14 protein-coding genes are annotated in these 14,522 nt (G+C 32.7%); 5 read left to right on the forward strand and 9 right to left on the reverse strand.

From position 1 onward, the window contains the following. Nucleotides 1-63 precede the first annotated feature (63 nt). The 3 genes from ABEB18_RS05785 to ABEB18_RS05795 form a co-directional block, all read right to left on the reverse strand. Complete coding sequence (locus ABEB18_RS05785; protein WP_348798215.1) at nucleotides 64-717, reverse strand: HD domain-containing protein; 654 nt, start codon at nucleotides 715-717, stop codon at nucleotides 64-66. Nucleotides 718-857: 140 nt separating this feature from the next. Next, nucleotides 858-1,844 carry an acyl-ACP desaturase gene (locus tag ABEB18_RS05790; protein WP_348798216.1) on the reverse strand — a complete coding sequence of 329 codons (987 nt, stop codon included), beginning with the start codon at nucleotides 1,842-1,844 and terminating at the stop codon, nucleotides 858-860. A 14-nt stretch (nucleotides 1,845-1,858) separates the two neighbouring features. Next, nucleotides 1,859-2,593 carry a lysophospholipid acyltransferase family protein gene (locus ABEB18_RS05795; RefSeq protein WP_348798217.1) on the reverse strand — a complete coding sequence of 245 codons (735 nt, stop codon included), beginning with the start codon at nucleotides 2,591-2,593 and terminating at the stop codon, nucleotides 1,859-1,861. Nucleotides 2,594-2,836: 243 nt separating this feature from the next. On the opposite strand from ABEB18_RS05795, the gene rnpA reads away from it, so the two are divergent. Beyond that, nucleotides 2,837-3,238, forward strand: a complete 402-nt coding sequence (gene rnpA, locus ABEB18_RS05800; RefSeq protein ID WP_348798218.1) for a ribonuclease P protein component — start codon at nucleotides 2,837-2,839, stop codon at nucleotides 3,236-3,238. A 126-nt stretch (nucleotides 3,239-3,364) separates the two neighbouring features. Further along, nucleotides 3,365-5,005, forward strand: coding sequence for a S41 family peptidase (locus tag ABEB18_RS05805; protein ID WP_348798219.1), 1,641 nt, complete (start codon nucleotides 3,365-3,367; stop codon nucleotides 5,003-5,005). 72 nt (nucleotides 5,006-5,077) lie between these two features. On the opposite strand, the gene ABEB18_RS05810 is transcribed toward ABEB18_RS05805, so the two are convergent. The 6 genes from ABEB18_RS05810 to ABEB18_RS05835 form a co-directional block, all read right to left on the reverse strand. After that, the gene (locus ABEB18_RS05810; RefSeq protein ID WP_348798220.1) at nucleotides 5,078-5,635 is read right to left on the reverse strand and encodes a DUF4256 domain-containing protein; all 558 of its coding nucleotides are present in this window, start codon (nucleotides 5,633-5,635) and stop codon (nucleotides 5,078-5,080) included. Nucleotides 5,636-5,781: 146 nt separating this feature from the next. Beyond that, nucleotides 5,782-6,228, reverse strand: coding sequence for a GNAT family N-acetyltransferase (locus tag ABEB18_RS05815; RefSeq protein ID WP_348798221.1), 447 nt, complete (start codon nucleotides 6,226-6,228; stop codon nucleotides 5,782-5,784). Between the two features lie 54 nt (nucleotides 6,229-6,282). Then, complete coding sequence (locus tag ABEB18_RS05820) at nucleotides 6,283-7,251, reverse strand: DUF4837 family protein (protein ID WP_348798222.1); 969 nt, start codon at nucleotides 7,249-7,251, stop codon at nucleotides 6,283-6,285. 48 nt (nucleotides 7,252-7,299) lie between these two features. After that, on the reverse strand, nucleotides 7,300-7,968 hold the full coding sequence (locus ABEB18_RS05825; protein ID WP_348798223.1) for a 3-keto-disaccharide hydrolase: 669 nt from the start codon (nucleotides 7,966-7,968) through the stop codon (nucleotides 7,300-7,302). A gap of 22 nt (nucleotides 7,969-7,990) precedes the next feature. Further along, on the reverse strand, nucleotides 7,991-9,997 hold the full coding sequence (locus tag ABEB18_RS05830; RefSeq protein WP_348798224.1) for a LysM peptidoglycan-binding domain-containing protein: 2,007 nt from the start codon (nucleotides 9,995-9,997) through the stop codon (nucleotides 7,991-7,993). Between the two features lie 288 nt (nucleotides 9,998-10,285). Next, nucleotides 10,286-11,473, reverse strand: a complete 1,188-nt coding sequence (locus tag ABEB18_RS05835; RefSeq protein ID WP_348798225.1) for a phosphoglycerate kinase — start codon at nucleotides 11,471-11,473, stop codon at nucleotides 10,286-10,288. Between the two features lie 347 nt (nucleotides 11,474-11,820). On the opposite strand from ABEB18_RS05835, the gene ABEB18_RS05840 reads away from it, so the two are divergent. The 3 genes from ABEB18_RS05840 to ABEB18_RS05850 all read left to right on the forward strand — a co-directional run bounded on the left by ABEB18_RS05840 (nucleotide 11,821) and on the right by ABEB18_RS05850 (nucleotide 14,517). Then, nucleotides 11,821-12,936, forward strand: a complete 1,116-nt coding sequence (locus ABEB18_RS05840; protein WP_348798226.1) for a sensor histidine kinase — start codon at nucleotides 11,821-11,823, stop codon at nucleotides 12,934-12,936. Then, the gene (locus ABEB18_RS05845; protein WP_348798227.1) at nucleotides 12,933-13,622 is read left to right on the forward strand and encodes a LytR/AlgR family response regulator transcription factor; all 690 of its coding nucleotides are present in this window, start codon (nucleotides 12,933-12,935) and stop codon (nucleotides 13,620-13,622) included. Before ABEB18_RS05840 ends, ABEB18_RS05845 begins: the two co-directional genes overlap by 4 nt. A gap of 142 nt (nucleotides 13,623-13,764) precedes the next feature. Then, nucleotides 13,765-14,517 (forward strand): dioxygenase family protein, encoded by a 753-nt coding sequence (locus tag ABEB18_RS05850; RefSeq protein WP_348798228.1) that lies wholly within the window; start codon nucleotides 13,765-13,767, stop codon nucleotides 14,515-14,517. Nucleotides 14,518-14,522 lie beyond the last annotated feature (5 nt).

Below are 14,522 nucleotides of genomic sequence, written 5' to 3' on the forward strand. Positions count from 1 at the left end.
GTCTAAATAATTGAAATGAACTAAAATAGCATCACAAAATATTTCAACTCCTTAATCTGAATACTACTTCTCGCCTTCCCATTCGGCATAAAACTGAGCAAGAAACCCTTGCATGTATTCATGTCTATTTTGAGCGATTTGTTTACCAGTTTTAGTATTCATTTTATCCTTTAACAACAATAACTTTTCGTAGAAATGATTTATAGTTGGAGCTTGGTTATTTTTGTACTCTTCCTTTGTCATGTTCAATTTGGGAGCAATTTCAGGATTGTACATCGCTCTATTTTTGAATCCTCCATAATTGAACGCTCTGGCGATTCCAATGGCTCCAATAGCATCTAAACGATCCGCATCTTGCACGATATCCAATTCGACAGACGAGAATACCTTTTCGTGATTTCCGCCTTTAAAAGAGATATTAGTAATGATTTGAACAACCTGCGTAATTATGTTTTCAGGAACAGCTTCATTTTCTAAAAATTCACGAGCGATTTTAGGCCCAATCGTTTCATCTCCTTCATAAAACTTGCTATCGGCAATATCGTGTAGCAAAGCACCTAATTTGACCACGGTTTCATCACAATTTTCACCATTTGCAATTAAAATAGCATTCTTATATACACGTTGAATATGAAACCAATCGTGTCCTCCTTCTGCATTAGCCAATTTATCTTTTACAAAAAGAATCGTTTTATTTATTAAATCTGGATTATTCATATGTAATTTCGTTTATAAAAAAAGCTGATTTTTAAAGCCTAAACCTCAAAAATCAGCAGTATTAATTTTATTTCAAAAATCAATTTCAAATGGCAATAGAAATAATCTAAAATCTGCCTTTTAAAATCTGCTATCTTAAATTACAATCTCGCTGGCTCTACCCATTTGAACTGATATGATTCTGCAGGAATTACCAAACGCTCAGAAATCCTAGCCATTCTGGCCGGTAATTTCATCAAATAGTCCCTTGCTTTTTCAGCTTCGGCTGTTAAATTCGTAATCTTATCAATTTCCCATTTATCAATTAATTTTTGCATGATATCAACATAATCGTTGGCTGTATAAACACCAATTCGTTGTGCTGAATCAGAGAAAAGCTCAAAAGCCGAACTGATTTTTTGCCCTGATTCTCTCAAGAAATGAGCTGGCATCACGATTTTTTGCTTCATCATGTATTGAAAAGCCAACATCATTTCACTAGGATCTAATTTGAAGATTTCGGTTACAAAATGGCTGTAAGCATGGTGGTGACGCATTTCGTCTCCAGCAACCATTTTACACATTTTAGATAATTTTTTATCCCCATAGCTTTTAGCCAATTGTGATACTCTATTATGTGAAATATAAGTTGCTAATTCCTGAAAACTAGTATAAACAAAGTTTTTATAAGGATCGCGTCCTGTTCCAATATCAAAGCCATCATTGATTAAATGTTGAGTTGTCATTTCGACTTCACGCATATTAACACGCCCTGACAGGTACAAATATTTATTCAATAAATCTCCGTGACGATTTTCTTCACCAGTCCATTCACGAACCCATTTAGACCAACCATTTCTTCCTTCGTTATCAACTCCTTCCAGTTCCATCAACCAATTTTCATATGTTGGCAAAGCTTCTTCGGTAATCATATCCCCAACCATAGCTACCCAAAAGTCATAAGGCAAATCTTTAGAGATTTCTCTTAATTCTTTTACTTCTTCAAGGAAATTATCACTTTCCGAATTAGGTAAAAAGTCAGAAGGTTGCCATATCTTTTCAACAGGAATAAGATACTGCTCCATAAATCCTTCTACTTTATTTTCTAGAAATTGCATTACTTCTAGACGAATGTTTTTTATTGACATTATATATAATTTAATTAAATTTTAATTCCGTTTACGACAGCTGACTCTGTCTTTTGCATAATTTCACTAAACTCAAAATCCTTAACAGCAAATGCTTCGTGCACTACAAAGGTAATATGATTTCCTAAACCATAAGGAAAAGTTCCATATTTTACCAATTTCCATGAATTATTGATACTAATTGGCACTACATAGGCTGATGGAGCATTCTTACATAAAATTTTCAAACCTGTTTGGGCAAACTCTTTTGGCTTACCATTGCGGCTGCGGGTTCCTTCTGGGAAAATTACAGCTGATCTGTTGTATTTTTCTATATATTCTGCAATTTTTTTGATTGCAGGAATTGCTTGTTTTGGGTCTTTTCTATCGATAACTACAGATCCTCCATGTCTCAAATTATAAGAAACACTAGGAATTCCTTTGGCTAATTCTTTCTTACTAACAAATTTCGGATGAAATCTTCTTAAATACCAGATTGACATAATGATGTCGTATAAACTCTGATGATTAGCAACAAAAATGATGGGTACTCCTTTTGGGATACTTTCTCTGTTTTCAAAATGAAATGTTGTCCCAAGTATAATAACAATCTTCAATAAAATGAAGTTCAAATAATCAACACTTTTTTTATGAGCTTGATAACCAAAAACGTTCAAGCATATCCATTGAATTGGATGAAAAATCGACAATGTTAACAATATTAGTACTAAAACTATTAAAGATAAGGGGTACGAAATTAACTTCTGCATGCTATTTAGTTTGGGACAAAAGTAGTAAATATATTTTTAGCACTATTTATAACTATTCCAATTAACAAATTTATATCTATTTAACTACAACACAATAATTTAAACCATATTTTTTTCTACGTTGTTATAAAGTTTAGCAATAAAACAGACTATAAGTTATCCTAAACAAAGTATTAAAAACGAATTATTGTACCGCATTACATTAATTGTACCTTTGTACAAATTACAACGACTGTTTATAAAATGAAATTTACTTATCCTAAAAACGAAAAACTAAAAAGCAAAATTACCATTGGATTACTTTTCACCGAAGGTAAATCTGTTGCCAAATATCCTTTGCGTTTAGTTTATAAAGTTGGCACTTTGGATGAGGATGAAAAAATAAAAATAGGCGTTTCTGTCTCCAAAAAATACTTCAAGAAAGCTGTTGATCGAAATTATTTTAAAAGAGTTTTGAGAGAAACCTATAGACTCAATAAACATTTGCTTATAGACAATCTAGAACAGTCATACACCTTCATGTTTTTTTACCAAACAAAAGATCGTCTGACGTTTGACGAAATCAATACCAAGACCATTCAATTATTTGAAAAATTCATTGGTCACATTAAAAACGAAAACGAAAAACATAATAATGTCCAATAACAATGGAGTCCTATTTCAAAATTTTTAATTATTTTATCTTTTGAATCTGTGGCTCTTTTGCTTTATAGTAAATATCTTTTACATTAAATTCTTATTTTAGTAAACTAAAATCAATTCAAACTGAAGATGAAAACGAAAATTTTCCAAAAAAAAATCATTATACCAATTGTTGCTTCTGCCTTTTTATTCATTGGTGTCAGTTTTAAAGACGACTATTTTGAAATCGCGAAACAATTGGAAATTTTCACGACATTATTCAAGGAATTGAACAAAAACTATGTAGATGAGACCAATCCTGCCGAACTGATGAACAACGGTGTCAAAGGAATGTTGAATTCTCTTGATCCTTACACGGTTTATTTTGACGAACAAGAGGTACTTAAATTTAAAATCAATAATACAGGTGAATATACTGGTATTGGCGCAATGATTACGCGTAAAAAAGACAAGTTAATTCTAAAGGAAGTGTACAAAAATTTTCCTGCCGACAAAGCTGGATTTAAACCTGGAGATGAAATTATACAAATAGGCGATACACCCATTGCTAATTTTCAAGATGATGCCTCACAACTTTTGAAGGGTTCTAAAAACACCAAGATTGACATCAAATACATTAGACAAGGAAAAATCAACACAGCTACAATTGTATTGGATGAAGTTGAAATCAAATCGGTTCCTTACTATGCCAAAATTGACGACAAAACTGGTTACATCGTTCTTGCCCATTTTAACCGAAAAGCCTCATCTGAAACCAGAGAAGCATTGGAACAATTGAAAAAACAAGGTGCCGAAAGAATCGTTCTAGACGTAAGAGGAAATCCAGGTGGATTATTGAATGAAGCTGTAAACATCTGTAATCTTTTTGTGCCTCGAAACGAAATTATTGTAACCACAAAATCAAAGGTTGAAAAATACAACAATGCCTATAAAACTACTCAAGAACCAATAGATACTAATATTCCATTGGTAATTTTAGTTAATGGTCGAAGTGCATCGGCATCGGAGATTGTTTCTGGAGCTTTACAAGATTTGGATCGTGCAGTGATTTTAGGAAGCCGTAGTTTTGGAAAAGGATTGGTACAAAGACCCATAGAATTGACCTACGGGACACAACTAAAAGTTACTATATCTCGCTATTATACTCCTTCTGGAAGATGTATTCAAGCACTAGATTATGCTCATAAAGACAAAAACGGTGCGGCAACCAGAACTGAAGCAAAAAATTACAATGCTTTCAAAACCAAAAAAGGAAGAACTGTTTATGATGGCGGGGGTATTTTGCCAGACATTGAAATGGAGGAAACCAAAACAAGTCCAATTGCCAATGCTTTATTAAAAAACGACGGTATTTTTGATTATGCAACTCACTATTATTATAAAAATCCGAATTTAGGCTCTAAAATCCCTGTTCTTTCAGATGCTGATTATGCCGATTTTAAGCAATTTTTAAAAACTCAAAAATTTACTTTTGATACAGAAACCGAAGTAGCATTGAAGAACACTTTGGCGGTAGCCAAAAAAGAAAAACTAGATGAAGCTATCACAATAGAATATCAACAACTTTTGGTTGCCTTACAAAAATCGGAAAATGCATTATTAGATCGAAACCAAAAAGAAATAAAAGGCTTATTACTAGACGAAATCATCAAACGTTATCAATATCAAGAAGGACTTTATGATTATTATATCAAAAACAATCCTGAGATTAAGAAAGCCGTTTCTATCCTAAACTCTACTGCTGAGTACAATGCTATTTTGAAAATTTAGTTCACACACCCACCAATATTTATGAACCTGCAGGCATCGCCAAAACTGTGTAACCTGCAAGTTCTAAAAAAATTATACTCTTAGAGAAGCCCGAAATCCTCGGGCAGCATAATACGATTCGGCTCCATTGTGATATACAAATACAGTTTCATATCTAAAATCTGAAAAGAGTGCACCACCGAGTTTTCTAATAGCCGCTGGAGTCACTATCCAACTTGAAGTTTTGCTGTCAAACTTTCCTAATTTTTGCAAATCTCGATATTCGACTTCAGACAATAATGCAACTCCCATTTCGGTGGCTACATCAAGAACATTATTTTTGGGTTTGTTTTCTTTTCTTTTATCTAAAGCTTCTCGGTCATAGCAAAAACTTCTTCGCCCCGATGGACTTTCGGCGGAACAATCAACAAAAAGAAATTCGTTTTTACTTGCATCATAACCAACAACATCTGGCTCCCCTCCTGTAGCTTCCATTTCATTAAGGGACCATAATTTATCAGGATTAGATTCTAATTTTGCCTGTACTGTATTCCAATCGATGTCTTGATGCCTGTTGGTGTTTTTCTCAAAACGTCCTTTAAGGGTCTTCAACAAACCTTCTCTATTTGCTATTGACAATTCTTTTTTCATGATTTTCCCTTTATAAATCGTTAGCTAAAAATATACAATTACCCCAATTTTATGATTATGTATTTGATATAAAGATCAATACAAATTTATACTGTTTCTTTGGCTGTGTCATCAAAATAGTTTGTCAATAGATTTCAAATCAAAAATTAATCTTTCAGCATTTCGATATGAGGAATACCATCTTCTAGATACATTTCGCTAGTCTGTACAAAACCATGTTTTTCATAGAATTTCTTGAGGTATAATTGCGCTCCAATGGTAATTTGGCTTTCGCCAAAATATTCCAAAATTGCAGCAATCGCCTTCTCCATCAATTCATCCCCCCATTTTCGATCTCTATAACCCGCATCGACCACTACTCTTCCTATCGAAGCTGTATCAAACGAAATTCCAGGCTCAAAAAGTCGAGCATGGGCAACAATTTTAGAATCATAAATTCCCAAAAGATGCAAAGCTTGTTTGTCCTTTCCATCAATATCAAGATAGATACAATTTTGCTCCACCACAAAGATCTCACTTCGCAATTGAAGCATATCATACAACTCATTCACCGTTAAAGCCTCAAAAGACTTAATTTTCCATTCTATAGACATTGTTCATTTTTAAAATAATCAACAAAGATAAAAGTTATGAAGCGAGCTAAAAAATCAATTCAATTTCACCCCTTTGATGATCGACTCTAATTCATGCATATAATCACGTCGCTCTCTAGATGGAACATAACTGAATCCTTCAAGAGATACTATTCTGTCGTTTTTAGGATCCAGTATCAAATAGGTGACAAAAGAACCAAACATAAAACTATCACTTAATCTCCAAATCCCCTTAATCTCATAGGCTGGTTTACTATCGATTTTTATTTTTGAAACATAATATGGGTATGACTTATCAATATACAAACAGGACGAAGGCATTTTATCTTTTATATAAAAAGCATTAATAGAATCGTGCACTTTCGTGACCAAATTCATCACTTCATCATTAGATTGTATGGGCTTTAAAGGATATTGGGTCAACAAAAGGTTGGTGTTTCCATACGGAAACTCATGTTTAAGCCAAATGAAGTTGTGACCGTTAAAGTCTATAGAATAGTGTTTTGGAACTTTTAAATCTAATTGAAATTGTTTTGGAATTTCGTTCGAATTATTTAATGAATCATTCAGTAAGAGTTGATGTGCCTTAATTTCACCTTCTTGAATGATTTTAATGATTAATGGACTCTTCATTTCTATCGTATTCAATAAATCGGTAAGTGATTTCCCAGTAATCTGTATTAGGGTTTGCGGTGTAGCATAAACATTTCTTTGAATTTCAAAATGGTTAGTTGCCCCTTTTTTGACTACAATAATTGTTCTGGCTTTGGAGACAAAACCTTCCATAACACTTATGGGATACTGATTAATATCGAATAAAGGCTCTTCTTTGGACAACCCTTCAACTGGTCGGGCAAATTTATTTCGAATACTATCACCGATACTTCCATTCCATAACTGATCGTCCATCACTAGTGAAATGGTATTAATAGCTCCAATAGAGTTTTTGGAATTATTTTCGTCTTTCTTAAAACAAGAAATAAATAAAAACGATAGGCAACAGAAAAAGAAAATTTTATTCATTGATTGGATAATTAATAATCAAAAATAAAAAAGCCTTTTGATATACTTTTAGTTTTTGTCTTTGGAAATGGATTTTAGTTTGATATTTCTAAAATCGATAGGAGATCCTTCGTAATTTAACGAAATTTTCCCTTCTGTAGAAGAAGCTTCGGTACATTGGTTCACCAACTTACCATTGAGATATTGAGTAATTTTTCCGTTAAATGAACGTACAACAACGGTATTCCATTCCCCATAAGGATTTTCGTTAGCCAAAAATTTAGCAGAAGTGACACTTGCTCCAGCTGCAACTAATTTTCCGTTGACAACTGCCGTAATGTTATCCAAAAAAATGAAATCACCCGTAGTATGCTCCTTCATTTGAAATTGAATTCCTTTTGGCCAAATATTATCAGGAGAATCAGTTGGTATATTATACATCAAACCACTATTTTTTTTGGCTTTACTGGGATTCCATTTTTCATCGATATTCCATCTAAACTCCAGTGATAATTCAAAATTTTTATAACTCTTATTGGTCATCAAATAACCAATATTATCCCCATACATCCGAATCATTCCTTCGGAAAACTCATAAACTTGGGAAGGTTTTACTATTCGTTCTTTGTTGGCTTTGGTAAAAGCATACCAATTTTTTTCTGAAAAGTCATTATGCTGAACGGCACACGAAGCCGTAAGCACTAAAAGGGCAATAACAAAGCTGTTTTTTTGAAGCATTAATGAGAAAATTTCACGAAACTTATCCTTTTATTTTTAAATCCATTCCTGGTTTTAAATCGTCTCCCGTGATATTATTCCATTTTTTTAAATCAGAAACGGTTACACCTGGATATTTCTTAGAAATACTAAATAGCGAATCCCCTTTTTGTACTAAATAATTACTTTCAGTACCTTTTGATGCATCTTTCTTTTTAAAAGAACTTACTGTAACATTATTAGTATTTATTGCCACTTCATTCTTGGCTACAACTAAAACATTTCCAACAATCAAATTGTTTGAGTGTAAATTATTCCACTCTTTCAATTCAACAACTGAAGATCCAAATTTCTTAGAAATACTACCTAAATTATCTCCTTTTTGTACTCTATATTCGATGTTTTTTAATTCAGAAACAGGAGTAACGACAGCTGCAACTTCATTGTTTTCAACAACACTATTACTTACTTGTAGTGATGCTCCTAATTTTATACTAGATGAAGTTAAGTGATTCCATTCTTTGATTTCAGCAACTGTAGTATTGTGTTTTTTGGCAATTGTGTTTAGATTATCTCCTTTTTGAACCACGTAATAATTAGTGCTATTGGTAACTAAAGTATCATTTTTACCTGTTTTGGATTCAGTCGTAACCACTACATTCTCTTTTACAACAGCGGTTTTTGAAGCAATTGCCTCGGTAGGAGTGGTTTCTTTTTCGATAATTATTTTTAATGATTTGCCAGCAACCAGCGCATTACCCTTAATTCGATTCCACTTTTTCAAATCCGAAATGGCAACATCATAGTTTTTAGCAATTTCACTTAGATTGTCACCTCTTTTTATTCTATAGTATTTTACTTTACTATTAGAAGCCAAAGCAGTATTATCTTTTATTAGGGATGGTTTTTTGTACTGATTTGTTTTTTCTTTTGCATCTAACTCATGTTGTACATAAGCGTAAATTTTATCTTCATTAGATGTAAAAACGGCTACTTTGCACAACGGGAGGGTTAAGAAATGGTTCTTACCATCATAATTTGGAATAACATTTCGTTTATAGGATGGGTTTAAAGCTTGCAATTGCTCTACTGGAACATCTAATAAATTAGAAATTTGATCAAAAGACATCTCTTTTTTTACCATAACGGTATCCGTTTCAAAATGTCTTACCAATGCTTCTTTTGGGGTTATACCATGCTCATTGTGGTATTTATAAATGTACATCGTAGCCAAAAAAGCGGGTACATAACCTTGCGTTTCTAATGGTAAATGCCTTTTGATATTCCAAAAATTTTGCTGTCCACCAGAACGACGAATCGCTTTGGTTACATTCCCTGGTCCAGAATTGTAGGAAGCCAATACCAAGTTCCAATCGTTGAAAATAGTAAACATATTGGTCATATATTGTGCCGCTGCCGCCGATGCTTTTAAAGGATCTGAACGTTCATCAATATAAGAATCTATATGTAAATTGTATTGTTTCCCAGTATGATACATAAATTGCCATAAACCAGTAGCTCCAACTCTAGAAACTGCTTTTGGATTTAATGCCGATTCTACAACGGCTAGGTATTTAATTTCTAAAGGAATATTTTGTCTTGCTAGTGCCTCTTCAAATATTGGGAAATAATATTGGGCAACTGCCATTTGGTTGGCAAAAGCTTTTTTTCTATTCTTAAGGAAGGATTTTATCAAATTTTCTAATCCTTGGTTGTATTCTATATCAAATGGAGATTGCGCATCCATTGCTGCCAGTCGCTCTTTTAGTAAATCGGTTGGTAATTCATTATCGATATCCTTATCCGTATTTACGGTATTGATTTCGGATGCTAAATCATTATAAATTTCAAGTGAATTTCCAATTTGATTCATCCATAAACTATCCAATTTTACTGTTCTATCATAGGATACGAAAGAATTTTTTATAGAATCTAAGTACGAAATTGGTTTTGGATTACTTACAACTTCTGAATTTTCTACAGTAGCCTGAGAAAATGCAAAAATGGTAAACATCAGAAAAAATGAGAGTGCGGTATTTTTTATTGCCATAACAGTAATTTAATTTGCTATTATTCAATTATTTACAAATAAAGATATACAAACTTAGAATCTATTTTCTAAATAAATCCATAAAGAATGTTAAATATACAAAAAAAATCGACAATTAACCTAATTTTTAAACATTTGTGAGTAAATGGTTTCAAAATTAGCGCAATGGTTTTTAAAAAAAAATGTTAATATAAAAAACTCTCTAGTCATAACTAAACAACTAGAGAGTTTACTTTGTTATAATCTGGTAACTATATCTTTACAAAAAAGATAGTTACCAATAGTATCTTAGTCTAAAATGGCAGCAATTCCTGGCAATGTTCTTCCTTCAAGCATTTCCAACATCGCTCCTCCACCGGTTGAAACGTAACTCATTTTGTCTTCGAATCCAAATTGTTTCACTGCCGCAACAGAATCTCCTCCTCCAACAAGTGAGAAAGCACCATTTGCAGTAGCTGCAGCAATATAATCACCTAAAGCAATTGTTCCTTTGGCAAAAGTTTCCATTTCAAAAACTCCTAGAGGCCCATTCCAAAGAATTGTTTTAGAATCCAATATTACTTTTTCGAAGTTTGCCAAAGATTTTGGACCAGCATCAAGACCTTGCCATCCATCAGGAATTTCACGAACATCAACCACTTGAGTATTCGCATTATTAGCGAAATCATCAGCAGCTACAACATCAACAGGAATATGAATTTGCACTCCTTTTTCCTCAGCTTTTTTCAAAATATCAAGAGCCAAGTCTAATTTATCAAGTTCGCAGATTGAATCTCCAACATTACCTCCTAAAGCTTTTATAAAAGTATAAGTCATTCCACCCCCGATAATCATATGATCTACTTTATCAAGAATATTTTCGATAACCGTAATTTTAGAAGAAACTTTAGAACCACCTAGAACGGCAGTTACTGGTTTTTCGCTGTTTTTCAATACTTTATTTAAACTATCGATTTCTTTAGCCAATAATGTTCCGAAGCATTTGTTTTCTGGAAAAAACTGAGCAATAATTGTAGTTGAAGCGTGTGCTCTGTGTGCTGTACCAAAAGCATCGTTCACGTAAATATCTCCAAGTGAAGCCAATTCTTTTGCAAAAGCAACATCTCCAGCTTCTTCTTCGTCATGAAAACGTAAATTTTCCAACAACAATACTTGACCTGGTTGTAAATTTTTGGCAGCTTCTTGAGCCTCAGCCCCAATACAATTTGCGGCAAATTGAACTTGTACTCCTAAAATTTCTGAAGTTGTTTTTAGAATGTGTTTCAAAGAGTATTTATCTTGAGCTCCTTTTGGTCTTCCAAGGTGAGACATCAAAATAACGCTTCCGCCGTTAGACAAAATATGATCAATAGTTGGTTTTGCAGCTTCGATACGAGTTGTATCGGTTACATTAAAATTTTCATCCAAAGGAACATTAAAATCAACTCTTATTATTGCCTTTTTATTGTTGAAATCAAAATTATTTAAAGTTTTCATTAGTATCTTTTTTTTAATTGGTTTTGAAAGAATGTCAAAGATATAATTTTTAAATAAGTATTAAATTTTAAAAATCTAAAAAAAATATGAATTTACTAACGAAAACGTTGTAATTTGATCATAATATCAAAAAAAGACACAAACCTTTAATTTTCAGATTGTAGATACACGGTCTTTCGAATGGGCATTTGATTCGTTTTCAGAAATGATTTAAAATTTACATGCAATAGATTCGCATTTGGGTTAATCCTTTTAAAAAATAAAAACTACCTTAAAAAACCGGGATTTCACCGTATTAATTTTATTCGAAACCTTAGAAACCATATTTTTGAGTAATTTCTTTTACTATGAAAAAAAACATTTCCTTTTATGCCATGCACTTAGGTTTATGCTTTGTGTTTCTGTTTCTACCCTATTCCTTTTCTAGCACAGGTAGCATTTTTAGTTTACCCAAATTAGCAACGAATCCACATGACCGAATTTACTTTTTCATCTATATTCTATTGCTTATTTTCTTTTATTTCAATTACTATGTTCTAATTCCAAAGTTTTATTTTAAAGAAAAACAAATTAAATATGCCGTTATATTGGTTGGATTTTTATTCTTTTTCCTTCTAATTTCGACCCTATTCGATAATCCGTCACTAAATTTTCTAGATTTCAACAAACCCCAACAACCGCCATTAAACGGTATGCGCCCACCTAATCCACTTGGTTTTGAACACCAAAACCCTCCCTTTCCACATAGACCTGCTCCATCAAATTTTAATTCGATTACCCATTTTGGAGGTCCGCCTACTCGATACAGTCATACCCTTTTTGTTTATTTGATTGGTGTTGTCTCTAGTTTGTTTTTTGCGATAAAAATTAGATTACAAAAAGTTGAAGAAGACAGAATGAAATCTGAATTATCTTTTTTGAAAGCCCAAATTAATCCCCATTTTTTATTCAATACGTTGAATAGTATTTATTCTTTAGCGATAAAAAAAGACGACAAAACTGCCGATGCTGTTGTGCAATTATCCGAATTAATGCGTTATATCATTACCAATGCCAATGATGATGTGATTGGTTTAGAAAAAGAAATCAATTACATAACCAACTATATAGAATTGCAAAAAACCAGATTAGGGAATACCGTTGCAATAGATTATAGCTTAGAAGGAGAACCAATTGGCAAAGCCATAACCCCTTTGATTTTGATATCTTTTATAGAAAACGCATTCAAACACGGCGTAAATCCAAATCAAAATTCCGTAATTTGTATAAGAATCACCATAATTGGAGATTATTTAACTTTATTTGTTTCTAACAATAAAGTGCAATCTATTCAATCCGACAGTGGTATTGGATTGCAAAACACAATAGAAAGACTTAATCTTTTATATTCTCATAACCATATTTTATCTATAGAAGATAAGCCGGAAACGTATCAGATAAACTTAACTATAAAAGTAGGATGATAAAAGCGATTGCACTAGACGATGAACCACCTGCACTCTATATTTTAGAAAGTTTTTGTTCTAAAATTGAGCATATCGATTTGCAAAAAATTTTTACAAAGTCTGAAGATGCTCTCAAATATTTAAAAAAATATCCTGTTGATTTATTGTTTTTAGACATCAATATGCCTGCCATTTCTGGGATTGATTTCTATAAAAATCTGCCCCATAAAACTATGGTAATATTTACAACCGCTTATTCTGAATATGCTGTAGAAGGATTTACCTTGAGTGCAACAGATTATCTATTAAAACCATTTTCGTTTATTCGTTTTGAACAAGCTGTAGAAAAGGCCTATATACAATGGAAAACACAAAATCAAAATCCGGAACAGCAATATCTCTTTGTTCGAGCCGATTACAGCTTAATTAAAATTCTATTATCGGATATTTTATATATTGAAGGTTTAGATGATTACCTTAAAATCCATATCCAAAACCAAAAGACCATTGTTGCCAGAATGACAATGAAAGCACTTTTACAAAAACTACCAGAATCTGATTTTATACGGGTTCACCGTTCCTATATTGTGGCAATTACTAAAATAGATAAAGTACGAAACAAAATAATTTATATTAATCAGAACGAAATACCAGTAAGTACGAGTTATGAAATCACTTTTTTTGCCTTATTAAACAAAGAATAACACTCAATTTTGAATTATAAAAAAACAAAAAATCAATTTTTTAACACATTCACCTCTTAAAATATTCCCCTTACCTCATAAATTTTTATGCTTAATTGTCGTTAAATACTTTTACATACATAAACTGAAAAATGTATTTATTATGGAAAGAAAAGAATTTTTAAGAGGAATTGGTTTGGTTGGATTGGGCACATTATCCATAATCCCGATGATTAATTCCTGCAGTAGCGATGATAGCGATTTGTCATCAACAGACAATTCAGATGGTTCCTCAACAGATACTAGTGGTGGTTCTGGGAGTTGTTCTGTAACTCCATCAGAGACAGAAGGTCCTTTCCCCACAAAATCTCCAACATCCTTAATTACATCCAACATTGTTAGTGATAGAACAGGCGTTGCTCTAAGTGTTGCGATTACGATTCAGAACACCAATGCTAATTGCGAAGCACTCGCTGGAGCTATAGTAGATATTTGGCATTGTGACAAAGACGGTTATTATTCAGAATACGGAGGAACTTCTATGCAATCAGCAGATTTTACCTCGGCTCATTTTTTAAGAGGGAGGCAAACAACCAATTCTGATGGATTAGTTCAATTTACCTCTATTTTTCCAGGATGGTACCAAGGTAGAGCCACACATATTCACGTACACATATACAACTCATCAGGGAAATCGCTATTGGTAACACAAATAGCATTTCCAGAAGGCAGCAATAGCGCAGTTAGTCTTGTAAATGCATCTACTGCCAATGGCTATACAAAAGGGCTTAACGGATATACGTATAATGCCTCAGACAATATTTTCTCGGATTCACTTTCTAGCGAAATGTCAACCATAACTGGAAGCATCGCCGATGGTTATGCATTGACCCATACGATTAAAGTGGCTAATTAATTCTT

Source organism: Flavobacterium adhaerens, assembly GCF_040045115.1.
In the GTDB taxonomy this organism is placed as follows: Bacteria; Bacteroidota; Bacteroidia; order Flavobacteriales; family Flavobacteriaceae; genus Flavobacterium; species Flavobacterium adhaerens.

What these genes read in the sequence shown, in the direction of transcription:
- ABEB18_RS05785 (WP_348798215.1), bottom strand. Translation starts at nt 717, where the DNA reads ATGAATAATCCAGATTTAATAAATAAAACGATTCTTTTTGTAAAAGAT.
- ABEB18_RS05790 (WP_348798216.1), bottom strand. Translation starts at nt 1,844, where the DNA reads ATGTCAATAAAAAACATTCGTCTAGAAGTAATGCAATTTCTAGAAAAT.
- ABEB18_RS05795 (WP_348798217.1), bottom strand. Translation starts at nt 2,593, where the DNA reads ATGCAGAAGTTAATTTCGTACCCCTTATCTTTAATAGTTTTAGTACTA.
- rnpA (WP_348798218.1), top strand. Translation starts at nt 2,837, where the DNA reads ATGAAATTTACTTATCCTAAAAACGAAAAACTAAAAAGCAAAATTACC.
- ABEB18_RS05805 (WP_348798219.1), top strand. Translation starts at nt 3,365, where the DNA reads ATGAAAACGAAAATTTTCCAAAAAAAAATCATTATACCAATTGTTGCT.
- ABEB18_RS05810 (WP_348798220.1), bottom strand. Translation starts at nt 5,635, where the DNA reads ATGAAAAAAGAATTGTCAATAGCAAATAGAGAAGGTTTGTTGAAGACC.
- ABEB18_RS05815 (WP_348798221.1), bottom strand. Translation starts at nt 6,228, where the DNA reads ATGTCTATAGAATGGAAAATTAAGTCTTTTGAGGCTTTAACGGTGAAT.
- ABEB18_RS05820 (WP_348798222.1), bottom strand. Translation starts at nt 7,251, where the DNA reads ATGAATAAAATTTTCTTTTTCTGTTGCCTATCGTTTTTATTTATTTCT.
- ABEB18_RS05825 (WP_348798223.1), bottom strand. Translation starts at nt 7,968, where the DNA reads ATGCTTCAAAAAAACAGCTTTGTTATTGCCCTTTTAGTGCTTACGGCT.
- ABEB18_RS05830 (WP_348798224.1), bottom strand. Translation starts at nt 9,997, where the DNA reads ATGGCAATAAAAAATACCGCACTCTCATTTTTTCTGATGTTTACCATT.
- ABEB18_RS05835 (WP_348798225.1), bottom strand. Translation starts at nt 11,473, where the DNA reads ATGAAAACTTTAAATAATTTTGATTTCAACAATAAAAAGGCAATAATA.
- ABEB18_RS05840 (WP_348798226.1), top strand. Translation starts at nt 11,821, where the DNA reads ATGAAAAAAAACATTTCCTTTTATGCCATGCACTTAGGTTTATGCTTT.
- ABEB18_RS05845 (WP_348798227.1), top strand. Translation starts at nt 12,933, where the DNA reads ATGATAAAAGCGATTGCACTAGACGATGAACCACCTGCACTCTATATT.
- ABEB18_RS05850 (WP_348798228.1), top strand. Translation starts at nt 13,765, where the DNA reads ATGGAAAGAAAAGAATTTTTAAGAGGAATTGGTTTGGTTGGATTGGGC.